The sequence below is a fragment of the Pseudomonas sp. NA-150 genome (assembly GCF_044336365.1).
Classification (GTDB): domain Bacteria; phylum Pseudomonadota; class Gammaproteobacteria; order Pseudomonadales; family Pseudomonadaceae; genus Aquipseudomonas.
The window spans coordinates 6,748,772-6,771,389 of record NZ_CP172305.1; the positions used below are offsets into that span (position 1 = coordinate 6,748,772).

Consider the following 22,618-nt stretch of genomic DNA (forward strand, 5'->3'; position numbering starts at 1 on the left):
GATCGATAAACAAAAATCAGTAAAAATTGGGATGTGTATAAGGAAAAACTTATACTTGCTGTAACAGCAGTTAAATCAGGTGGGGAAAATGCGTAAGTCATTGATGCGTATGACATTGCGTCAGCTGCGAATTTTCAATGAAGTCTGCGACTTGAAGTCTTACAGCCGAGCGGCCGACGAAATGTCTCTCACGCAACCGGCCGTTAGCCTACAGATTCGTCAACTTGAGGAGCTGATTGGCCAGCCGCTGTTCGAATACGTCGGCAAAAAGCTGTACCTGACCGAGGCTGCCGAAGCTCTCAAGGCGGCCAGTCGCGACATTTTCGGCCGCCTGGAAAACCTCGATATGCAGCTGTCGGACATGCAAGGTTCCCTGCAAGGTCAGCTCAAGCTGGCCATCGAGTCCAGCGCCAAATATTTCATTCCGCACCTGTTCGCCGCATTCAAGCGCCAGTACCCGGAAGTGGTGCTGAATCTCACAGTAGTCAATCGCGCGCAGACCATCCGACGCCTCTCGGACAACCGCGATGACCTGGTGGTGATGTCAATGGTGCCGCAGGACATGGGCCTGGAGTTCCTGCCCTTTCTCAACAACCCGATTGTCGCGGTGGCGCCGCCGGATCATCCGTTGTGCCAGCTCGAACATGTGGCGTTGAAGGACCTGGAGCCCTACACCCTGGTGACCCGGGAAATCGGCTCAGGTACACGCAAAGCGTGCGAAGAATACTTCAAGGAGAAGCGCGTCCACTTCACTCATACCTTTGAAGTGGCGTCGGCCGAGGCCCAGCGCGAAAGCGTGGTGGCTGGTCTTGGCGTGGCGATGCTGACCCGCCATGCGCTGAATCTGGAGTTGGCCACCGGCATGCTGCGCGAGCTACCGGTAGCCGAGTTGCCGCTGTATCGCAGCTGGTGCGTGGTGCAGGCCAAGGACAAACCGTTGTCGCCAGTGGCTCACGCCTTTCTTGCATTCATCCGTGCTGAACGTGCGCAGATTATCCAGCTTGTTGAGCGCTTCGGCGGGAACTTGTCGCACGTTGCTGCCACACGTTGATCGCGGTGTCTGGCGCTGAAAGGTCGAAGTAATCTGACAGTTCCTGCGCCAGTTGACGCTGCTCGGAATAGCTTTCGATCGCGCGACGGAATTCCATGCGTCGCTGATCTTCCTGCTGCCGGCGGGTGGCTTTGGAAGTGTTGGCGTGTAGCTGTGAGTCATCGTAGTGCCGAGGCATATCCTGTCTCCCATTACCTTGCGGGAGTTTGAGCATGAACGCCGGCAGTGACGATTGCGCGGCGAACAGGTGACAGGACGATGAATGCTTTTTGACGAATTGAACGCGAACCGCTGGGACTCAGTCGTCGAGGGCTTTAACTGACTTGGGCGAAAGACGCAAACTACGCAAGCTGCGCTTGACGCTCTTCAAGTGGTTCACCAGGCTCGGACCGCGCGCCATGGCCACGCCCATTGCCAGCACGTCGATCACCACCAGGTGGGCTATACGCGAGGTCAGCGGGGTGTAGATCTCGGTGTCTTCGTGGACGTCGATCGCCAGGTTGATGGTCGACAGCTCGGCCAACGGTGTCTGGCTGGGGCACAGGGTGACCAGCGTGGCGCCGCTTTCACGCACCAGGTTCGCGGTGATCAGCAAATCTTTCGAGCGGCCCGACTGCGAGATGCAGATCGCGACGTCGGTAGGCTTGAGTGTCACCGCAGACATGGCCTGCATATGCGGATCGGAATACGCCGCTGCCGTCAGCAACAGACGGAAGAACTTGTGCTGCGCATCCGACGCCACGGCTCCCGATGCACCGAAACCATAGAACTCGACCCGCTGGGCTGCCGCCATGGCCGTCACCGCCAACTGCAACGCGTGGGGATCGAGGTTTTCGCGAACCTCCATCAGCGTGTGCAGCGTGGTGTCGAAGATTTTCAGGCTGTAATCGGCAACCGAGTCGTCTTCATGGATCGCAAACTGACCAAAACTGGCACCGGCTGCGAGGCTTTGCGCCAGCTTGAGCTTCAAGTCCTGAAAACCGGTGCAGCCAATGGCCCGGCAAAAACGCACGATGGTGGGTTCACTGATACCCACACTATGGGCGAGATCGGCCATGGAGCTGTGCATCACGGCCGCAGGGTCAAGCAGCACGTGGTCGGCAACCTTGAGCTCCGACTTGCGTAACAGATGGCGCGACTGGGCGATGTGTTGCAACAGATTCAAAGGGCAGACTCAATGATGACGACGTGGCCGGATTGTAGCTTTCTTGTAGTTATACTACATGACCTGCGGGCCGCCCAGCTAAACGAGCTTGAGGGCCAATATCTGTAGGAAAAACCCTGCAAATCATGCTCAAGCAAATTTACTCCTACACAAAGATGTAGGAGTGGGCTTGCCCGCGAGGACGGGATACCTGACACACCGCATCAAGCCAATCGCAGGCAAGCCAGCCCCTACAGCCACCCTTCTGCGCCACACTCCCCCAGCAACCGCGCCAAGGCTTCCGCCTCGATCGGCCTGCTGATCAGGTACCCCTGAACCTCGTCGCACTGGTGAGCCTTGAGGAATTCCAGCTGCTCCCGATTTTCGACGCCCTCCGCTACCACCTTCAGCCCCAAACTATGGGCCATGGCGATAATGGCCTTGGTAATTGCAGCGTCTTCAGTACCTTCGCCCAGCCCGCGAATAAACGCCTGGTCGATCTTCACGTAGTCCACAGGGAAGCGTTTCAAATAACTCAGGGAAGAGTAGCCGGTGCCGAAGTCATCGATGGCCAATTTCACGCCCAATTCGCGCAACTGCTGGAAGGTCGCGATGATGTGCTCCACGCTGTCGAGCAGTTGGCTTTCGGTAAGCTCCAACTCCAGGTAGTGCGGCGCCAGACCGGTCTCGTCCAGCACTTGCTTGACCAGGCTGACCAGCTTGCCCTGACGCAACTGATGCACCGACAAGTTGACCGATACCCGAATCGGCTCCATGCCTTGGCGCTGCCATTCGCACGCCTGCCGGCAGGCCTGACGCAGTACGAACTCACCAATGGGTCCGATCAGGCCGGTCTCTTCGGCCAGTCCAATGAAGTCTCCCGGCGGCACCATGCCCAGCGTCGGGTGCAGCCAGCGGACCAAGGCTTCAGCGGCATTCAGGCGCCCGGTTTTCAGGCACAGTTTTGGCTGATAAAACACCTGCAACTGATTTTCATCGATGGCCTTGCGCAGTTGGTTTTCCAGCTGCAAGCGCTCCAGCGTGCTGGCTTGCAGGCTGTCGGTGTAGAACTGGAAATTGTTGCCGCCCAAGTGTTTCGCGTGCTGCATGGCCATGTTCGCCTGACTGAGCAGCGCCGACACTTCACGCGCCGAATCTGGCAACAAGCTGATCCCCACCGATGCGCTGATCACCAACTCCTGCCCGGCGACCGACAGCGGCAGACGCAGCTTGGCCAACAAACGACTGGTGACCCGCGCCAGGCTGGAAAGATTGCCATAGGCATCGAACAGCACCGCAAACTCATCGCCGGACAAGCGCGCAATGGTGTCGGCCTCCGGTAATGCGCTGCTCAGGCGACGCGATATCTGCCGCAGCAGTTGATCGGCGACTTCATGACCCAGGCTGTCGTTGAGCAGCTTGAAGCGGTCGAGATTGATATGCAGCAATGCCAGACTTCGACTGCCCTGGCGAACCCGGCTGCCAGCCACTCGCAGCCGTTCGCGAAACAGTGATCGATTGGCCAGGCCGGTCAGTTCGTCGTAGTGCGTTAGGTAACGCATACGTTCTTCAGATTCGCGCCGAGCTGAAAGATCGGCGAAGAAGCCCACAATATGACTGACGTTTCCCTGCACATCGCGCACTGCATTCAACTGCAGCCATTGCGGGTACAACTCACCATTCTTGCGGGTTTCGACCAGTTCACCCTGCCAGCTGTCGTTTTGCTCCAGTGACTGGTGAATGACCTGGAAGTGGCGCCGGGCGTCGCGACTGCAGGCCAATTCGGCAACATGGCGACCTTGCATGTCTTCCTGCGGATAGCCAGTCACCCGACTGAACGCCTGATTGACCGCCAGCATGGTGTAGTTGCGATCGAGAATAACGATGCCTTCACTGGCCGCCTCGAAGACGATCGCCGCCAATCGACGCTGTTCTTCCAGTTGTTTGCTGGCGCTGACGTCCCGGCGGGTGCCGAGCATGCGAAGCACTCGTCCACTACTGCTGCGCTCCACTGCGCGGCCACGGTCTTCGATCCACACCCAATGCCCGGCGGTATGTCGGATGCGGTACACAACCTTGTAGTCTTCAGTTCGGCCCTTCAAGTGCTCAACCAGCGCATGCTCCATTAGCGACAAGTCGTCGCGATGAATGCGCGGCTTGAGGTGACTTAGCACCGCTTTGACGTGCTCGGGCTCCAGCCCGAACAACTCCTGAAGTTGCGTGTGATGCACTTCATCGGTGTGCAGGTTCCAGTCCCACATCCCCAGCTCACTGGCTTCAAGCGCCTGCGCCAGACGGGTCTCACTCTTGCTTAGCGCTTGATTTGCACTATCCAGCTCGACACTACGCTGCACCACCCGGGCTTCCAGACCGATCTGTGCTTCCCGCAGCTCGCGCTCGGCGTTGCGTCGATGCTCGATTTCACGGGCCAGCTCGTGATTGAGTTGCTCGCTTTGCGCCTGAGCCTGCTGCAGGCTTTCGATCAGCGCCTGATTCTGGAAGCGCCGAATCAAGCCACGCAGAATCCAGCGATTGACCTGCAAGGCGACCACCACCAGCGCCACCAGCAGAATCATTCCTAGCCAGCTCCAGCCGCGCTGCTGCTCGCCCGCGAAGAACAGGTAGGTAATCGGCGGCAGCAAGCTGCACAAGGTAAAGGTCAAGAAGGCCGGCATGCTCACCGCATAAGCGACGCTGGCCGACAAAGCCGCCGCGCCAATAAGGCCAAATACCCAGGCTTGTTGCGAAAAGCTTTCAACCGGCACCAATGCAATCGCCGCGCAGGCGAGGGTCAAGCCGCTGACGCCAGCACCGAGCAGAAACATCCTACGCCAGAGCGGCCGCGCCTGACGCAACGCTGGCGCCGCATTGAAGGCTGCCATCTGCATCACGCGCAGGCTGACCAGTAGGGCCAACCACACCAGCCAGATGCTGGCCAGCAGATAGCGCTGCGGACTCCACAGCAACCAGGCGCAGAGTAAACCGTTGAGTAACATGAAAAGGGTCGGCATTAGCGACCCTTGATACAGCAGACGTGTGCGCTCAAGCGCGAGCTGGGCAGCATACTGCTCGCGGATAACCCTGCCGGTCGCGAGCGTCGCGCCGGAAGAGCTGATACTGAAGGTCATAGGCAGTGTTCTTATAATGGTGAGCCTTAAACGTGGACGGAGCATACACAAGCCGCCCGACAGACCAAACAGTCATAAATCATAAAAGCCAAATATTGGTTTACCCGGACCCTTGTTCCAGACGTGTCACACACGGCCAGCAACGCTTGCAGCCGTGACTGACCGGTCATCCTCGACATGACTTTTATCGGTTCATGCAACGCCGGGTTTGCCCGCCATAGCCCAGCACCCTAGAATGCGCCCATGCGCGATGACCTCTCCCTTTTGCTTAATTCCCTCAACGATGCCCAACGTCAGGCTGTAGCTGCCTCCGTGGGTCGTCAGTTGGTCCTGGCCGGCGCTGGTTCCGGCAAAACCCGTGTGCTGGTGCACCGCATCGCCTGGTTGATCCAGGTTGAGCAAGCCTCGCCACACTCGATCTTGTCGGTGACGTTCACCAACAAGGCCGCTGCCGAGATGCGCCACCGTATCGAGCAGCTGATGGGTATCAACCCGGCCGGTATGTGGGTCGGCACCTTCCACGGCCTGGCGCACCGCTTGTTGCGGGCGCACTGGCAGGAAGCCGGGCTGAGCCAGACCTTCCAGATCCTCGACAGTGATGACCAGCAGCGTCTGGTCAAACGAGTGATGCGTGAGCTGGGGCTGGACGAGCAAAAATGGCCGGTGCGTCAGGCGCAGTGGTTCATCAACGGTCAAAAAGACGAAGGCCTGCGTCCACAACACATCCAGGCCAGTGGGGACATGTTCCTCGGCACCATGAAATCGATCTACGAAGCGTACGAAGTCGCCTGCCAACGTGCCGGCGTCATCGACTTCTCGGAACTGCTGCTGCGCGCCCTGGACCTGTGGCGCGACAACCCGGGCCTGCTGGCGCACTACCAGCGCCGCTTCCGCCATGTGTTGGTCGACGAATTCCAGGACACCAACGCCGTGCAGTACGCCTGGCTGCGTCTGCTGGCCAAAGGTGGCGACAGCTTGATGGTGGTCGGCGATGACGACCAGTCGATTTACGGCTGGCGCGGCGCCAAGATCGAGAACATTCACCAGTATTCGGCGGATTTCCCCGACGCCGAAGTGATCCGCCTGGAGCAGAACTACCGCTCCACCGCCAGTATTCTCAAGGCCGCCAACGCGCTGATCGTCAACAACAGCGGGCGCCTGGGCAAAGAGCTGTGGACCGACGGCGGCGATGGCGACCTGATCAATCTTTACGCGGCCTTCAACGAACACGATGAAGCGCGCTACGTGGTGGAAACCATCGAAAGCGCTCTTAAAACCGGGCTGATGCGCAGCGACATCGCGATTCTGTATCGCTCCAACGCCCAATCGCGGGTGCTGGAAGAAGCGTTATTGCGTGAGCGTATTCCTTACCGGATCTATGGTGGCCAGCGCTTCTTCGAACGTGCCGAAATCAAGAACGCCATGGCCTACCTGCGTTTGCTCGAGGGCCGTGGCAACGATGCTGCGCTGGAACGGGTGATCAACGTCCCTGCGCGCGGTATTGGTGAGAAAACCGTCGAGGCGATTCGCGAACACGCACGTCATGCCGATGTGTCGATGTGGGAGGCCATGCGCCAACTGATCGTCAACAAAGGCCTGACCGGTCGCGCCGCTGGAGCGTTGGGTGGATTTGTCGAGCTGATCGAGAACCTGGCGGCAAAAGTCATGGAGATGCCACTGCACCTCATGACCCAGACCGTGATCGAACAGTCCGGATTGATCACCTACCACAAGGAAGAGAAGGGCGAGAAAGGCCAGGCCCGAGTAGAAAACCTTGAGGAATTGGTCAGCGCCGCCCGTGCCTTTGAAAAGGCCGAAGATGACGAAGAACTTACACCGCTGGCCGCCTTCCTCGGTCATGCTTCACTGGAAGCCGGCGACACCCAGGCTGAAGAGCATGAGGACGGCATCCAACTGATGACCTTGCACAGCGCCAAAGGCCTGGAATTTCCTTACGTGTTCCTGGTGGGTATGGAAGAAGGCCTGTTCCCGCACAAGATGAGCCTGGAAGAGCCCGGTCGTCTGGAAGAAGAGCGTCGTCTGGCGTACGTCGGCATTACCCGCGCCATGCAACAGCTGGTGGTGACCTACGCAGAAACCCGTCGCCTGTACGGCAGCGAGACCTACAACAAAGTGTCGCGCTTCGTACGCGAGATCCCGCCGGCACTGATTCAGGAAGTGCGACTGTCCAACAGTGTCAGCCGTCCATTCGGTGGGACGCAGAAAATGGGCACCAGCAGCCTGTTCAACGGCACAGGTATCCCGGAAACCGCGTTCAGCCTGGGTCAACAGGTCAAACACGCGGTGTTTGGCGAAGGGGTGATTCTCAACTTCGAAGGTGCTGGGGCGCAGGCCCGTGTGCAGGTGAACTTCGACGAAGGCAGCAAGTGGCTGATGATGGGCTACGCGAAGCTGGAAGCGGTCTGACACCAGCTTTGAGCGCTCTCTGTAGGAGCGGGCTTGCCCGCGATGGCGACCTGCCTGCGCTGGCAAGCCCGCTCCTACAGGGGACCGCACATCGCCATCGAACCTTCCTACGCAGTTTTATTCATTGGCCTACACCCCGCTCAGGCGTAGCCTTTAAGGCCTCCTCACTGAATTCAAGCAAAAGCTCGAAACACTCTGTCGCTAGCTATCGTCATGGGGCCTGTGCAACATGGCGCGCGTGCACTCCACAAATGGGAATTCCGTTATGCAACGTTTTCTAAGCATCGTACTGACGCTGTGCATCGGGCTCACTCTGAGCCTTGACGCAAACGCGCGTTTTGGCGGTGGCAAGTCCTTCGGTTCGGCACCTAGCCATCAAACCCGCCAGGCCGCCCCTTCTTCTCCTTCCATGGCTCCAGGCGCTGCGGCGACTGGCGCTGCTGCTGCCGCACGTCCTGCTGGCGGCGCTTCACGCTGGCTCGGCCCGTTGGCCGGTATCGCTGCAGGCGGCCTGCTGGCTTCCATGTTCATGGGCGGCGGCTTCCAGGGCATGCAGTTCTTCGACATCCTGATCATGGCCATCATTGCGTTCGTGATCTTCCGCTTCATCGCTGCTCGTCGACGCAAGCAACACCCGGACATGGCGGCTGCTGGTCCTGCGTCATTCCAGCGTGAAACCATTCAGCAACCGGCGCAGAACGCGATGTTCGGTGGTTCGCCGGCAGCGACTGCCCATCCTGTGATCAACGCGCCAGCCTGGTTCAACGAAGAAAGCTTCCTTGCGGCCGCTCGTGGCCACTTCCAGTCGCTGCAACAGCACTGGGACGCCAACGAAATGGACAAGATCGCCGAGTTCGTTACCCCGCAGATGCTGCAATTCCTGAAACAGGAACGCGCCAGCCTGGGCGACGGCTTCCAGTCGACCTACATCGACAACTTGACCGTGCAATTGGACGGCCTGGACGATCGCTCGGATAAAACCGTCGCTACCCTGACGTTTGCTGGCCTCTCCAAGACCTCGCGCTTCGACCAGGGCGAAGTGTTCAGCGAAAGCTGGAACATGGAACGCCCACAGGGCAACAACCAGCCTTGGCTGGTGGCCGGTATTCGCCAGAACGGCTGATCTGTGCTGAGCTACCCAAGGTAAACAAAACCCCGGACTCGTCCGGGGTTTTGTTTTATCCGATCGGATAGTTATTTTGAGAAAAACTTTACGCTACTGTATAACCCGCGCCATTAAGTTTAGAGGATCAAGGACGTGGAAGAAGTCATCGAGCAACTGCGAGAAGCGAACGAACCGGTACCGGTACCGCTGGAGCTGCCTGACGAAGACCAGTTGGTCGAAGTCGAGGAGCAACTGTTCATCAACATTCCTTTCGTCTTCAAAGAATTTTTGCTGACCGTCAGCGATGTGGTGTACGGCAGCCTGGAACCCGTGACCGTCACCGATCCGCAGTCCCACACCTACCTGCCCGAAGTAGCGGCGAATGCGTGGGATATTGGTGTCCCGCGCGAACTGATCCCCATCTGCCAGGATGGCGAGGACTACTACTGCGTAGAGGAAGACGGCACTGTCGTGCTGTGGTCAGGCGAAGAAGAGCTGGTCACCGAAGAGAGCTGGGAGTCGGTCTGGCACTGGGCCCGAGACGTCTGGCTGGAAAGCTGAGACCATCCGAACCGCACCAGTGATGCTGGTGCGGCCCGGTATGGTGATCAGTGCCCGGAAGCGTCGCGATGATTCTCCAGGGTTTCCAGCAAGGCGATCTGCATGCCGGTGTGCACGCGGATAAACCAGCGCCAAAGCACCGCAGCGATGACGGCGGCGATCACACCAATCACCAGCAGCAGCTCGCTGGTCGGCAGAATGCTCGACGATAGCGCCGCCAACAGCAGAAAAATCACCAACAGTGACAACAACGGAATGACCTCGGCGATCACCCGTCTCACGCGCTCGGTGTGGCGTCCGGCCATGTCTGGTTTGACACTCATTTCAGCCAATAGCATCGACAGCGCCTTGAGCTTGCGGTAAGCCGCGATCAGGAATGGCAGCGACACCAGCAACGCCCCGCCCCAGATCAGCGCGTTATGCAGCCGATCATCGCTGATCCAGTCCCTCAGGTAGCCCCCCAGACGCTCCGCGAAATAACCACCGCAAAAGAAGATCGCCATCACCAGCGCCAGATTGACGCCGACCTGCAGCAGGATCCGGCGAATCATCGACGCCAGCAGCGCCCCCTGCCCCTGCGGCTGAATACTGCGCAGCCATTCACCATACAAACCAAACACACGCGCAACCCGGTCGGGCATCACCGCCGCCAGCTTCAACGACAACGGATCGGCGCCGCGAATCAAGTAAGGCGTCAACAGCGTGGTGATCGCCGAAACAGCCACCGCCACCGGATACAGAAAGTCACTGGTCACCTGCAACGTCATGCCCAGCGCGGCAATGATGAAAGAAAATTCGCCAATCTGTGACAACCCCATGCCGACCCGCAGGGAAGTCCGCCCATCGTTGCCAGCGATAAAGGCTCCCAACCCGCACGACAGCATCTTGCCGAACACCACGGCAACCGTAATCACCGCAATCGGCCAGGCGTAATCGAGCAGGACTTTCGGGTCGATCATCAAGCCGATGGCTACAAAGAAGATCGCGCTGAACATGTCCCGAACCGGCTCTATGAGCTGTTCTATTTTCACTAGCTGACGCGATTCGGCCATGATCGCGCCAATCAGAAACGCTCCCAGGACCATGCTGTACTCAAGTTTTACGACCAGCAGACAAAACCCGAAACACAGGCCCAGCACCGTGACCAAGAGCATTTCGTTGCTTTCGAATTTGGCCACATAAGCCAACAACCTCGGCACCAGCAAAATGCCGATCACCAGTGCGACGATCATAAACAGCGACAGCTTACCGACTGTCGAAAACACCTCGGCGGAACTGACCGAACCACTGACCGCAATGCCCGACAGCAAGGCAATGATGCCGATCCCCAGGATGTCCTCAACAATCAACACCCCGAAAATCAGCTGCGCAAAATGCTGATTCTTCATCTTCAGGTCATTCAGGGCTTTAACGATGATAGTGGTCGAGGAAATGGCCAGAATCGCACCAAGGAACAGCGAGTCCATGGTGCTCCACTCGAAAAAGCGGCCGATCTCGTAGCCGATCCAGATCATCAGCACGATTTCCAGAAACGCCGCTATGAAGGCCGTGGCGCCGACTTTGAACAGTTTGCGCAGGCTGAACTCTAGCCCGAGACAGAACATCAAGAACACCACTCCCAGCTCGGCCAAGGTCTTGATCGTGTCCTCATCATGGATCAGGCCGAAAGGAGGGGTATGCGGGCCAATGATCAAGCCGGCAACGATGTATCCCAGCACCACAGGTTGTTTCAGACGATGGAAAAGGATGGTTACTACACCGGCGACCAGCATGATCACCGCAAGATCCTGGATGAAGCTGATGGCATGCACGGTGTAAAACTCCTTTTAATCCGCTGCGAAAATTCTGATAGAAGCGTAGGAAAATGCCCTCCATCAGCTCTTTTGCAGGTTACCACTGCACATTTACACCGGAAGTCGGCGCAATATATGGAAACAGAAACGGCCCGGCGCGTGACGACGGCGAATCCGCCAGCGTCCCGTTCTTACTGTTCCGAAAAGATCAGGTCCACAAAGAACGCGAGCACCGCCAAAAGGTGCACTTCTGAAACACCCCACCCGTGAGCACGCTATGGAACCCGGAAACGCCCAGCTGTCGATGACTGTATTGATGACCCCGGACATGGCCAATTTCTCTGGCAACGTGCACGGCGGCACCCTGCTCAAGTACCTCGATGAAGTCGCTTACGCCTGCGCCGCGCGGTATGCGGGCCGCTACGTGGTGACCCTGTCGGTGGATCAGGTGATTTTCCGCGAGGCCATTCACGTCGGTGAGCTGGTGACATTCCTCGCGTCGGTCAACTACACCGGCAATACCTCGATGGAAGTCGGGATTAAGGTCGTCACTGAAAACATCCGTGAACGCTCCGTCCGCCACACCAATAGCTGCTTTTTCACCATGGTGGCGGTCGATGATCAGCGTAAACCGGCCTCGGTCCCGCCACTGGAACCGGTGACCAGCGAAGACAAGCGTCGTTTCGCTCAGGCCCAACAGCGTCGGCAGTTGCGTCAGGAGCTGGAAAAGCGTTACCAGGAGATCAAGGAAGAAGCGCCGTAGGCCAGAAACGCTTTCACCTGTAGGAGCTGCCGCAGGCTGCGAACAAGGCCGGAACCGCCTTCGCGCCATTTGGATCGCAGCCTGCGGCAGCTCCTTCACGTAATTTGTATCGCGAAAAAGAGCATCAGAACAAAATTTAAGTCATACGGTATGGCTGCACATCGTCAGACCCAGTTAAGCTGGTGGTTCTTTCGTGGAGCTTATTTTCATGCTGACGCTGGGTAACCTTTTCGTCCTGATGTTGCTCGCGACGTTCGCGGCCTGGCTGTGGCATTCCCATGGTCTGCGCGAACGCGCGCTGGAGCGGGTCAAGCAACACTGCGCGAAGCTCGACATCGAACTGCTCGACGGCAACGTCGCCTTGCGGCGTATCACGTTTGCCCGCGATGCCAACGGCAGAAAGCGCCTGGCCCGTGTGTATAACTTCGAATTCACGGTCACCGGCGAACAACGCCACCCGGGCACTATCACTATGTTCGGTGCGCACACCGCGCAAATCGAGCTGGCGCCCTACCCGTTCGAAATCAAAACCCCGCCGCCGCCTGCCAATGTCATCGAAATGAGCCAGTGGCGCGAAGAACACAGCAAGTGGAAGCAATAAATCAGGCTGTATAACGGCTGCGGGCTGTGGATAACTCATTCACAGCAGACAAGCCGCCAGCCCGGCCTTCAGCAGGGCCTCGTCCTGAGGCTCGGCGAAAATCAATTCCAACCGTGAGTCACGTCGCCATTCGCTGTTTTGCCAGTGAATCGCCGAGCCATCCAGTGCATTGCCGGATAACCAGCCAGCGTTGCTGTGGATAACCAGCTTGGCCCGCCGCCACCCGGTGCTGCTGAGCCATTGCTGCACGCGCATCAGCTCGAATTGCTGGCTCGGATGCCAGCGCCAGCCGATGCTCCAGCCCCCCGCTTGCCCCTGACTCAAGCAGATCGGCTGACGCGGATCGGTCCAGATGGCCGGCATCTGCGCCAGTCCCTTGGGTAAAACCTGTTTATCCACAGGCGAATTATCCACAGCGTCCGATGCCTTGGCATTGCCTCCGGGCAATTCAGCCAACGGCAAAGCCGCTTGTTCGGTCCAGAACAAGGGGCGGTCCGGCAATTGTCGGGCGATGCTTTCGCGGGTCGCCGAATCAAGGGACTCGGATTTGTTCATGACCAACAATCCCGCACCGTCCAGCGCATCCCGCTGGCTTTCGGGCAATGGCTGACCCGCAGCCATCGCCGCTGCATCAAGCACCAGTACCGACGGTTGAACCGCCAGCACGCCCTCCCACGGCGGGTCGCGTAATTGCTCCAGCAATTGCGCCGGGTGACCAAGACCCGACGGTTCAATCAATAATCGATCAGGACGTGCCTTACGCAGTAATCGCCCAAGTCCGACCTGGAACGGCGCACCATTCACACAACACAAGCAGCCACCGGCAACTTCGCCAAGTGCGATACCATCCTCGGCCGTCGTCAATAACGCAGCATCCAGACCAATCTGACCAAACTCATTGATCAATATCGCCCAGCGCTCGTCGGCGGGTTTTTGCGCCAGCAGGTGCTTGATCAGACTGGTCTTTCCGGCACCCAAGGGCCCGGCGATGACATGAGTCGGTATGTTCTGCAGCATGATTGGCCGGCTCGTTAAAATGAAAGGTTTCGGAGTGTGCAATGCGTGTGATCTGGCTGGCGGCACTGTTGTCGATGACCTCAGGCGAGGTGTGGGCCACAGCCTGTGTGGTCCACACCCAGGCCGAGCGGCTTGACGTCAAAGTCTGCCAAGAGAACCGCAACATCCCTGAAAAGCTGTTTCACGACGGTTTCTGTCAACCTCAATTTAGCGGACAGAAAACTGACGTGACTTTCGTCGAGCAATGCCCCAGTGGCGCATTCGGCGTGTGCAGCAATGCCCAGGTCGCCAATATGCCTTATCGCCAGAACATTCACTATTACGGCGTCGCCAGCGATGCGCACTACCTCAAGCCGTTTTGTGAAGGGCAAAGCCAAGGTCAATGGCTGACCCCTTGAATCAGGCTGCCTGCTCGGCGTGCCAGGGTCCGAACGGATCAATGAATGACTGCCAGCCGTCAACGCCCAGCGCCATTTCCGCGTCTGTCAGCAAGCAGCAGTCCAGTTCATCGGTGAGGCGCGCGAAGTTGATGTGTTGGCCGATGAACACCAACTCCTGACGGCAATCACCGCTGTCCATGACCCAATTTCGCAGGATATTCGCCGCACTTTCTTCATCCTGCGGCCAGTGTTGTTTCGGTACGAAGCGCCACCACAGACCGGCAAAACCGTAGCGCATCAAGCCACCCGCCTGCGACCAACTGCCCGCGTCCTGGTGCTTGTTCGCCAGCCAGAAAAAGCCCTTTGAACGCAGCAGCTTCCCGTTGACCCACTCCTGGTTGATGAAGTCGAAAAAGCGCTGTGGATGAAAAGGACGACGGGCGCGATAGGCCGTCGAGGCGATGCCATATTCTTCGGTTTCCGGCAGGTGCTCGCCGCGCAATTCCTTGAGCCAACCTGGCGCCAATGCCGCCCGCTCAAAGTCAAAACGCCCGGTGTTGAGGATTTTTTTCAGCGGGATCTCGCCCATGACCATCGGGATGATTTCAGCCTGAACGTTGAGTCGTTGCAGAATCGCCATCAGCTCGCGGCGCTCGCTGGAGGTGATCAGGTCGATCTTGCTGATCAAAATCACATCGGCAAATTCAATCTGCTCGATCAGCAAATCGGTGATCGAGCGCTCGTCATCCTCGCCCATGGTCTCGCCTCGAGTGGCCAGGCTTTCGGCGGCCTGGTAATCGAGCAGAAAATTCATGCCGTCGACCACCGTGACCATGGTGTCGAGACGCGCCATATCCGCCAGGCTTTTGCCTTGCTCGTCGCGGAAGGTGAAGGTCTCAGCCACCGGCAGCGGTTCGGAAATACCAGTGGACTCGATCAACAAGTAATCAAATCGCCCGTCCTGCGCCAGACGACTGACCTCTTCCAGCAAGTCTTCGCGTAAGGTGCAGCAGATGCAGCCGTTGCTCATCTCGATCAGTTTTTCTTCGGCGCGGTTCAGACTGACGTCACGCTGAACTTCACTGCCATCGATGTTGATTTCGCTCATATCATTGACGATCACCGCCACCCGCAGATTCTCGCGATTGCGTAGGACGTAATTGAGCAAGGTGCTTTTGCCGGCGCCGAGAAATCCGGACAACACGGTGACGGGTAGACGATGGGGCATCAGGTATTCCTCATTGAGCGCGGGTCGTTCGGTGCCGACGGCTTCTTGAGATAATGTTATATTATAACAATACATAATTGCCAACCTGTCTGACGAAGGTCGTTTGATGAATCGAATTTTCCAAGCGTTGATGGTCGCCGCACTGTTGCTAAGCGCACTCGCGCAAGGCGCACCGACTCAATTGCAGGCGCAGACCACCCACTGCACGCAAAGCGCCCACCTGCTGGCCTGCAGTGACGCGCAGGGCAATGCCTATAGTGTTGCCTCAGCGGGCAGTACCACTTATTTGCGCGGCTTCGAGATGCAGGACCAACGGCTATGGGCGCAAACCAATAGCCGCTACGGCCAGCTGACGTTCTTCACGGGCGTCGCTTCAAACGGCGAGGCGTGGATCGGTTATATCCAGCGAGTCGGCTGGACCACCATCACCCGGGTCTCGGGCTCGGATGGCACCCACAGCAAAATCACCTGCAGTCGCCTCAACGGCTGCTATTGACCGGAACATCAGACCAAAGCTTGCTCGCGAACCTGCTCTTGCTGCCAGGCCATGTAGGAATCAGTCGGAGGGTTACGTTTGAAATAGCGTTGCAGCCCCTCAAATAAACCATCGGCAACGGCCTGTTGATGACGTGCTGTGACCAACCGCTGACTGTCACGCGCGTTGGAGATGAAACCGGTCTCGACCAGAATCGACGGCACATCCGGCGACTTGAGCACCGCGAAACCCGCTTGCTCGACACGCTTCTGATGCAACGTAGTGATGTCTGCCAGGCTGCCGAGCACGGTGTTACCCAACTCCAGGCTGGAGGCAATGGTCGCATTCATCGACATGTCGAGGATGACGCCGGCGAGCATTGGGTCCTTGTCCTTCAGGTTCAGCAGACTGGTCGCACCGATCAAGTCGACGCCGTTCTCCCGCTGAGCCATAAAACGAGCCGTGGCGGAGGTCGCACCGCCTTCTGACAGCGCATACACCGACGCCCCGGAAGCGGTGAGGCGTGGTGCCGCGTCGGCGTGAACAGAGATGAACATATCGGCGTTGTATTTGTGCGCGATATCCACTCGTTTGCGCAGTGGTACGAAGAAGTCATCGTTGCGAACCAGCCGTACGTCGAAGCCTTTCTCACGCTTCAGGCGCTTGGCCAACAATTGAGCAATGGACAGCACCACATCCTTTTCGCGTTCACCCTTGGAGCCGATGGCGCCTGGATCTTTACCGCCATGGCCGGGATCGACCACGACCATGATGTCGCGCTTGGGATGCGCCTTGTCACGTGTTGCCGGCGCGGGTTCGGCATGCATGGCAGAGGCCGCCGCTGCTATTTGAACCGGCGCATGGGCCGAAGTCCCCAAATCCACCACCAGACGATGGCCTTGCGCGCCCTCAGGTCCCAACAGAAAACTGGTGAGCTGCACCGGCGCGTTCAAATCCAGCACGATGCGCGTATCGCCTAGACCGAAGTGGCCGGAACGAATCGACTTGATCGGCGTGTTCGCCAACGCCAGTTGATTGAAGTTGCCCGTCAATTGCGCACCGCTCAGGTCGATGATCAGGCGCTCTGGCGCGGTCAAGGTGAAGGTTTTGTACTGCACCGGGCCGCTGAGGTCGAACACCAGGCGCAGCTTGTCGTCCGTACGCCACAAGCGGGCATTACGGATCTGCGTGGCGGATGCCCCCAACGGTAAAGCGAAGGCCGCGCTGGCCAGAAGCATGTTGAGGAGCATTTGACGTCTGTGCATGGCAATACCATTCAATGGGAGAGCATCCAGGCTCAAAAAAGGCTGACTGGGTTTAATAGTTATAATATAACATGCCGTTTTTCCCTAGACGACGGGCCTTTTCATGAATGCGCAGACTTTGCCGGATATTGCCGCGCAGGCTTTAAATCAGGCCTTGCCGCTGGACTGGGTAGGCATGTGCGGTATCGCGCTGCCGATCCTGTTCAACGGTCAACGGATTGCAGCAAAGGCAGACGCCGGCGTCAGCCTCGACGATGGTGAGGCGCGTGGTATTCATATGTCACGGCTGTATCTGGCGTTGGAAATGCTCGAAGACATCAGCCTCACTCCGACACTGATGCGCCAGGTACTGCAGCGCTTTCTCGACTCCCATGAAGGCTTGTCGAGCAACGGTTACCTGCGCATCCACGCAAATCTGCTACTGAAACGCCCAGCGTTGGTCAGCCCATTGGCTGGCTGGAAGTCTTATCCGATAGAGGTTTACGCACGGCTGGAACGTGAAGTGTTCCACGTGGAACTAAAATTTGACGTCAGCTATTCCTCAACCTGCCCCTGCTCCGCCGCCCTTGCCAGGCAATTGATTCAGCAGCAATTCGTTGCCGACTTCGCCAACCAGCCGTTAGCGCACGCTGATGTTTTGGCATGGTTGGGCACAACTCAGGGCATTGTCGCCACCCCGCACAGCCAACGCAGCAGCGCGCAGTTCCGCGTGGAGTTCGCTCCGCAGTTGTCGAGCTTTCCGCTGGTGGAGTTAATTGATGTGGTTGAGTCCGCCCTTGGGACAGCCGTGCAGACCGCCGTCAAGCGCGCCGATGAACAGGCATTTGCCTTGGCCAACGGTCAGAACCTGATGTTTTGCGAGGACGCGGCTAGACGACTCACTCAAGCGCTCGCGCAGATTCCGGCAATCGGCGCCTTCGAGGTCAAGGTCATCCACGCCGAAAGTCTTCACGCTCATGACGCTGTCGCCCACAGCAGTTGGCAACGGAATACAGCATAATGCGCGCCAGGGCTCACCTGCCGATCACACTCCCAAGAGGTGTTTTTTGATGCGCGTTGCTTTCGTGCTAGCCGGTCTATTGCTGTTGCCGTTGTCGGTATCGGCCGCCGAGAAATTGAAAGTCGTTACCAGCTTCAGCATTCTCGCCGACATGGCCCACCAGATTGGTGGCGAGCACATCGAGGTCATCAATATCGTCGGTCCGGACAAGGACGCCCGCGCTTACAAGCCAACCGCTGACGACGCAAAGAATCTGGCTCACGCTGATGTGATCATCGAAAACGGCTTGGGCTTCGAACCGTGGATGGATCAGTTGGTGGCTAAAAGCGGCACTAAAAAAGTGGTTACGGTCGCCAGCACTGGTGTGATTCCGCGCACAGTAAGCGAAGACGGCAAGACCGTCACCGACCCGCACGCCTGGCAAAGCCTGCCGGATGCGGAGCTGTACATGAACAATATCGTCAACGCGTTGAGTGCCGTGGACCCTGAGCACACCAACGCGTATATCTCGGCCAGCAAGGTTTATAACAAACAACTTCATTCGCTGAAGACCGAGGCCAAGCTGAAATTGGCCACCGTTCCGCTGGGCACCCTGCCTGCAGGCAGCCGCCGTTTTGTGGTGTCACATGAAGCGTTTGGTTATCTGGATCTGGGCAAGGCTTATGACATCGAGTTCGTCGCTGCCCAAGATGTCGCAAGCGCCGGCGAGCCTTCGCAAGCGCAAGTGGCTGCGCTGACCAAACAAGTGGGTGAGGTCAAAGCCAAGGCAGTGTTCCTCGACAACGTCAGAGACCCGGCGACGATGAAACAGATCGCCGATCAGACTGGCGTACCGGTTGCCGGCACGCTGTACTCCGACGCCCTGGCGACGAAAGGCCCGGCCAGCACCTTTGCCGGGATGTACAAAGCCAATATCAACGCGTTGTATGACGCGCTGAACAAGCCATAGTGCACACATTGTAGGCGCTGCCGAAGGCTGCGTTACTCCCGATCGCGAAGACCGTTACGGTCTTATCACAGCCTTCGGCAGCGCCTACACATTTCTGCGATCTCAAAAAACCTTTAGCCGCCCGATCAAGTCCGCGGCTTGACCGCCCCGCACTGCTGCCCCAACCACACCGCCCGGGTGTCCATGCTACCGGCTTGCTGCTGACCGGTAGCATTGAACGTGCCGACGACCTTGGTGCTGAACTCGCGGTCATTGACGAACTGCGCCACGCCAGTGCCTTGAGCTTTAGGGCAACTGAAGCGAAATTTCCAGGTCTGGCCGTTACGATCGGTGATCTGCTGGTTGCAGCCGGATTTCGGGTCGGTCAGCGGAATATCGTCGGTCTTCACCTGCTCCTGCGTCAGACAAACCCGCACGCCCTTCCCGGCAACCGTCACGCCCTGTTCCTGCAACATCTTTTGCACCTGAGCTTGCTGGTCAGGGGCGAAGGCTTGCAGCTGGCCAAGCATGACCTGCATGTCTGGCAACGGCTGACCATCGACCTGCATGTTGCTGGTCGTCAACTCCCATAATCCCGGCTGCAGCATCTGCGCCTGGGCCAGCGGTGCAGCCAGGCAAAACAGTAAAGCCAGGTGGCGTTTGTTCATGTGCATCTTTCCTTTAGATAAAAAACGACCGGACTGCTTCCGGCTCGACGATAAGCCTTAGACGACACTAACGTCATCCAGTTGCACACCGAATAAAATAGCGACATTCCCGATGGGCTGTGGTCTGTTAGACACATAAAAGACCGGAGCAAGGTTACACATGGATTTTCACAGCCCGTATTTTTTCGGCTACCTGATCGGCTTCATCCAGCTACTGGGCCTTATCGCGGCCATTCACGCACTGTTGACGGTGCGCACGGCGCAAGGCTCGATTGCCTGGGCCATGTCCCTGTTGTTCATTCCTTTCATCACCCTTGTCCCTTACCTGGTGTTTGGCCGCAGTACCTTCGACGCCTACATCAAGGCCCGACGCCAGGCCAACCAGGAGATGCGCACGGCCATCGGCGATCTTAACTGGCGCCCGTGGATTGAAGAAGCCGTCACCGCGCGGCGCTCGGCGGCGTATGCCTCGTTGCGCGCCATGCCGAAGCTGGGGCGCATGCCGTGCCTGGCCAACAACGAAGTGAAACTGTTGATCAATGGCGAGGCAACTTTCGCTGCGATTTTCGAGGCTATTCGCAGCGCCCGACAAGCCGTGCTGATCCAGTTCTTCATCATCCACGACGACGATCTTGGCCGCCGCCTGCAAGCGCTGTTGCTGGAAAAAGCCGCTGAAGGTGTGGCCGTGTACGTGCTTTATGATCGCGTTGGCAGCCACAAATTGCCTACCCGCTATAGCAACAAACTGCGCGATGGCGGCGTGCAGGTCAAAGCCTTCGCTACCCGCCGCGGCTGGCTCAACCGCTTCCAGGTGAATTTCCGTAACCACCGCAAGATTGTGGTGGTGGATGGCGTGTGTGGATTTGTCGGCGGGCATAACGTCGGCGACGAATACCTGGGCAAGCAACCGCCGCTGGCGCCGTGGCGCGACACCCATGTGCAAGTCGTCGGCCCGGTGGTGGCCAGCTTGCAAGAGTCGTTCGCCGAAGACTGGTTCTGGGCCACGCGCCACTTGCCGCCGCTGATCCTGCCTGACACCTTTCCCGAAGACGGCGTGCTCTGCCAACTGTTGGCCAGCGGGCCGGCCGACCCCCAGGAAACCTGCTCGCTGTTCTTCGTCGAAGCCATCCATGCAGCGGAAGAACGCGTGTGGATCACCAGTCCGTATTTCATTCCCGATGAGGCGGTATTTGCCGCGCTGCGTCTGGCAGTTCTGCGCGGGGTCGATGTGCGCATTTTGCTGCCGTCTCGCCCTGATCATTACGTGGTCTACGCCGCCTCAAGCCTGTTTGCCTTTGAGGCCGTGCGCGCCGGCGTACGCATCTTCCGCTACGAGCCGGGCTTTCTGCATCAGAAGGTAGTGTTGGTGGACAGCGAGATCAGCGCCATCGGCAGCGCGAACATGGACAACCGCTCGTTCCGCTTGAACTTCGAACTGATGTTGCTCACGGTCGACGAGGATTTTGCCCGTCAGGTCGAGGACATGCTCGTCGCTGACTTTGCTCTCGCCCGGGAAATCTCCAGCGAAGAACGTAGAAACACCCACCGTCTGCAGCAACTAGGGATGCGTATTGCGCGTCTGGTGTCGCCGATTCTTTAGATGCACACAGCACAACGGGGCCTATATTGGCCCCGTCGCAATCACTGCCTGGCTTAACGGTACTGCTTGGCTTAACGGTAAATGTCGTCGCGCGTCATCGGTAGACCATGGCTGCCATCAGCAAACGGCTTCACGGCCAGAATCTGATGCAGATTGATCCAGCCCCGTGCAAATGCGTACGCGCAACCGGCCAGGTACAGCCGCCAAATCCGCAGCGTTTGTTCCGGCACCATTGCGCCAGCCTCAGCCAATCGGTTTTCCAGACGCTCGCTCCAGTGTTCCAGCGTGCGCGCGTAATGCAGGCGCAGGCTTTCGACGTCAACGATTTCCAGCCCCGCTTCGCTGATGAAGGCGCTGATCATAGACAGATGGGGCAACTCGCCGTTGGGGAATACATAACGCTCGATGAATTCACCCGCGCCGCGCCCCACTGGACGGCCGTCAGTGTGCTTGGAGGTAATGCCGTGGTTCATTACCAGGCCGCCTTCACGCACCGCGCCGAACAGGCACTTGGCGTACAGCTCCAGGTTAGCGTGGCCGACATGTTCGAACATGCCGACGCTGACCACTTTGTCGAAGCGTCCGTCCTGCGGCAGGTCGCGGTAGTCGAGTAGTTGCAGCTCGACCCGATCCTGCAGACCTTCAGCCGCCACCCGCTCACGGGCCAGGGTCAATTGCTCCTGGCTCAGAGTGATGCCAAACACTTTCACGCCATACTCACGCGCCGCGAAGCGTGCCAGCCCGCCCCACCCACAACCGACGTCCAGCAGGTACTCGCCCGGTTGCAGTCGCAACTTGCGGCATAGATGCTGAAATTTATCCTGCTGCGCTTGTTCGAGGGTCTCGTTACCTGTCTTGAAATAAGCACACGAGTACACCATCTCTCGGTCGAGCCAGAGTTGGTAGAACTCATTAGAAAGATCGTAGTGGTAGGAAATCGACGCCGCATCGGTCGCTTTGTCGTGATGAGAGCGAACGGGAAGATCGTCGTCATCACCGTCCAATAGTGCTTGGCTTAATTCGTCGCAGACGCGTACTACTTCGCTGATCGAACCTTCCAGCTCAAGCCTGCCTTCAACGAAGGCACTCCCGAGCAAGTCCAGACTGGGCCGGGTGAATTGCGAGACCAATTGTGGGTCTTTCACCACAATGGTGACACTGGGCTTCGGGCCAAGATCAAGTTCATGGCCGTCCCAGAGTTTCAGTCGTAACGGCAGATGTAAATTCTGCAGAGCCGTTGGAAGTTGCGCGAGCATGTAATAAACCCCCTGTCCAGAAACTCAGGAAAAAGGGTAGTCCATAAGCAGCTCTGGTGCCGGAGCCTTCCGGCGATTGGCGTTTAGCCTGGGGGCTATGCTGTTGAAACTTTGGGGTTACCGCTAAATCGCCCAATGTCTCGAGCCAATCTGCAGCCTGCGTAATGGAGAACCCTCATCACGAATGACCCCTAATCTGTAACAGAGTTCTTCAAACCTCAAGCAATT

Annotated in this window: 20 protein-coding genes; 11 read left to right on the plus strand and 9 right to left on the minus strand. The window is 58.1% G+C overall.

Going from position 1 to position 22,618, the window contains the following annotated elements:
• The first annotated feature begins 88 nt into the window (after positions 1 to 88).
• Positions 89 to 1,051 (plus strand): LysR family transcriptional regulator, encoded by a 963-nt coding sequence (locus tag ACF0H7_RS31420; RefSeq protein ID WP_397450660.1) that lies wholly within the window; start codon positions 89 to 91, stop codon positions 1,049 to 1,051.
• Here the strand turns inward: ACF0H7_RS31420 and ACF0H7_RS31425 are convergent.
• The 3 genes from ACF0H7_RS31425 to ACF0H7_RS31435 all read right to left on the minus strand — a co-directional run bounded on the left by ACF0H7_RS31425 (position 993) and on the right by ACF0H7_RS31435 (position 5,323).
• Complete coding sequence (locus ACF0H7_RS31425) at positions 993 to 1,229, minus strand: PA3496 family putative envelope integrity protein (protein ID WP_397450661.1); 237 nt, start codon at positions 1,227 to 1,229, stop codon at positions 993 to 995. The two genes, ACF0H7_RS31420 and ACF0H7_RS31425, sit on opposite strands and share 59 nt — an antisense overlap.
• Positions 1,230 to 1,349: 120 nt before the next feature.
• Entirely contained in the window at positions 1,350 to 2,216 is an 867-nt protein-coding gene (hexR, locus tag ACF0H7_RS31430) for a transcriptional regulator HexR (RefSeq protein ID WP_397450662.1), read from the minus strand.
• 230 nt (positions 2,217 to 2,446) lie between these two features.
• Positions 2,447 to 5,323 (minus strand): EAL domain-containing protein, encoded by a 2,877-nt coding sequence (locus ACF0H7_RS31435; protein WP_397450663.1) that lies wholly within the window; start codon positions 5,321 to 5,323, stop codon positions 2,447 to 2,449.
• A 243-nt stretch (positions 5,324 to 5,566) separates the two neighbouring features.
• Here ACF0H7_RS31435 and uvrD point away from each other — a divergent pair, with 243 nt between their 5' ends.
• The 3 genes from uvrD to ACF0H7_RS31450 all read left to right on the plus strand — a co-directional run bounded on the left by uvrD (position 5,567) and on the right by ACF0H7_RS31450 (position 9,416).
• Positions 5,567 to 7,750, plus strand: a complete 2,184-nt coding sequence (uvrD, locus tag ACF0H7_RS31440; RefSeq protein ID WP_397450664.1) for a DNA helicase II — start codon at positions 5,567 to 5,569, stop codon at positions 7,748 to 7,750.
• A 265-nt stretch (positions 7,751 to 8,015) separates the two neighbouring features.
• Positions 8,016 to 8,873, plus strand: coding sequence for a Tim44 domain-containing protein (locus ACF0H7_RS31445; RefSeq protein WP_397450665.1), 858 nt, complete (start codon positions 8,016 to 8,018; stop codon positions 8,871 to 8,873).
• A gap of 135 nt (positions 8,874 to 9,008) precedes the next feature.
• Positions 9,009 to 9,416, plus strand: coding sequence for an SMI1/KNR4 family protein (locus ACF0H7_RS31450; RefSeq protein ID WP_259100943.1), 408 nt, complete (start codon positions 9,009 to 9,011; stop codon positions 9,414 to 9,416).
• A 47-nt stretch (positions 9,417 to 9,463) separates the two neighbouring features.
• Here the strand turns inward: ACF0H7_RS31450 and ACF0H7_RS31455 are convergent, their stop codons facing one another.
• On the minus strand, positions 9,464 to 11,227 hold the full coding sequence (locus ACF0H7_RS31455) for a cation:proton antiporter (RefSeq protein ID WP_397450666.1): 1,764 nt from the start codon (positions 11,225 to 11,227) through the stop codon (positions 9,464 to 9,466).
• Positions 11,228 to 11,486: 259 nt separating this feature from the next.
• Between ACF0H7_RS31455 and ACF0H7_RS31460 the strand changes: the two genes are divergently transcribed.
• Both ACF0H7_RS31460 and ACF0H7_RS31465 read left to right on the plus strand, forming a co-directional pair.
• Positions 11,487 to 11,972, plus strand: coding sequence for an acyl-CoA thioesterase (locus tag ACF0H7_RS31460; protein ID WP_397450667.1), 486 nt, complete (start codon positions 11,487 to 11,489; stop codon positions 11,970 to 11,972).
• Positions 11,973 to 12,180: 208 nt separating this feature from the next.
• On the plus strand, positions 12,181 to 12,573 hold the full coding sequence (locus tag ACF0H7_RS31465) for a DUF3301 domain-containing protein (protein WP_397450668.1): 393 nt from the start codon (positions 12,181 to 12,183) through the stop codon (positions 12,571 to 12,573).
• A 39-nt stretch (positions 12,574 to 12,612) separates the two neighbouring features.
• On the opposite strand, the gene ACF0H7_RS31470 is transcribed toward ACF0H7_RS31465, so the two are convergent.
• On the minus strand, positions 12,613 to 13,590 hold the full coding sequence (locus ACF0H7_RS31470) for a CobW family GTP-binding protein (protein ID WP_397450669.1): 978 nt from the start codon (positions 13,588 to 13,590) through the stop codon (positions 12,613 to 12,615).
• Positions 13,591 to 13,631: 41 nt separating this feature from the next.
• Between ACF0H7_RS31470 and ACF0H7_RS31475 the strand changes: the two genes are divergently transcribed.
• Positions 13,632 to 13,988: an NADH:ubiquinone oxidoreductase gene (locus ACF0H7_RS31475; RefSeq protein WP_397450670.1), complete on the plus strand. Its 357-nt coding sequence runs from the start codon at positions 13,632 to 13,634 to the stop codon at positions 13,986 to 13,988.
• 1 nt (position 13,989) lies between these two features.
• On the opposite strand, the gene zigA is transcribed toward ACF0H7_RS31475, so the two are convergent.
• Complete coding sequence (zigA, locus tag ACF0H7_RS31480) at positions 13,990 to 15,198, minus strand: zinc metallochaperone GTPase ZigA (protein WP_397450671.1); 1,209 nt, start codon at positions 15,196 to 15,198, stop codon at positions 13,990 to 13,992.
• A 106-nt stretch (positions 15,199 to 15,304) separates the two neighbouring features.
• On the opposite strand from zigA, the gene ACF0H7_RS31485 reads away from it, so the two are divergent.
• The gene (locus ACF0H7_RS31485; protein ID WP_397450672.1) at positions 15,305 to 15,694 is read left to right on the plus strand and encodes a glutamine synthetase; all 390 of its coding nucleotides are present in this window, start codon (positions 15,305 to 15,307) and stop codon (positions 15,692 to 15,694) included.
• Between the two features lie 8 nt (positions 15,695 to 15,702).
• On the opposite strand, the gene ACF0H7_RS31490 is transcribed toward ACF0H7_RS31485, so the two are convergent.
• Positions 15,703 to 16,938, minus strand: a complete 1,236-nt coding sequence (locus ACF0H7_RS31490) for an N-acetylmuramoyl-L-alanine amidase (RefSeq protein ID WP_397450673.1) — start codon at positions 16,936 to 16,938, stop codon at positions 15,703 to 15,705.
• 103 nt (positions 16,939 to 17,041) lie between these two features.
• Between ACF0H7_RS31490 and folE2 the strand changes: the two genes are divergently transcribed.
• The gene (folE2, locus tag ACF0H7_RS31495) at positions 17,042 to 17,938 is read left to right on the plus strand and encodes a GTP cyclohydrolase FolE2 (RefSeq protein WP_397450674.1); all 897 of its coding nucleotides are present in this window, start codon (positions 17,042 to 17,044) and stop codon (positions 17,936 to 17,938) included.
• Positions 17,939 to 17,987: 49 nt separating this feature from the next.
• Positions 17,988 to 18,887 (plus strand): metal ABC transporter solute-binding protein, Zn/Mn family, encoded by a 900-nt coding sequence (locus ACF0H7_RS31500; RefSeq protein WP_397450675.1) that lies wholly within the window; start codon positions 17,988 to 17,990, stop codon positions 18,885 to 18,887.
• Between the two features lie 125 nt (positions 18,888 to 19,012).
• Here ACF0H7_RS31500 and ACF0H7_RS31505 read toward each other — a convergent pair whose 3' ends face one another.
• Positions 19,013 to 19,534, minus strand: a complete 522-nt coding sequence (locus tag ACF0H7_RS31505) for a DUF3617 domain-containing protein (protein ID WP_397450676.1) — start codon at positions 19,532 to 19,534, stop codon at positions 19,013 to 19,015.
• A 160-nt stretch (positions 19,535 to 19,694) separates the two neighbouring features.
• Between ACF0H7_RS31505 and cls the strand changes: the two genes are divergently transcribed.
• Positions 19,695 to 21,134 (plus strand): cardiolipin synthase, encoded by a 1,440-nt coding sequence (gene cls / locus ACF0H7_RS31510; protein WP_397450677.1) that lies wholly within the window; start codon positions 19,695 to 19,697, stop codon positions 21,132 to 21,134.
• Between the two features lie 71 nt (positions 21,135 to 21,205).
• Here the strand turns inward: cls and cfaB are convergent, their stop codons facing one another.
• Positions 21,206 to 22,390, minus strand: coding sequence for a C17 cyclopropane fatty acid synthase CfaB (gene cfaB, locus ACF0H7_RS31515; RefSeq protein ID WP_397450678.1), 1,185 nt, complete (start codon positions 22,388 to 22,390; stop codon positions 21,206 to 21,208).
• Positions 22,391 to 22,618: the final 228 nt, after the last annotated feature.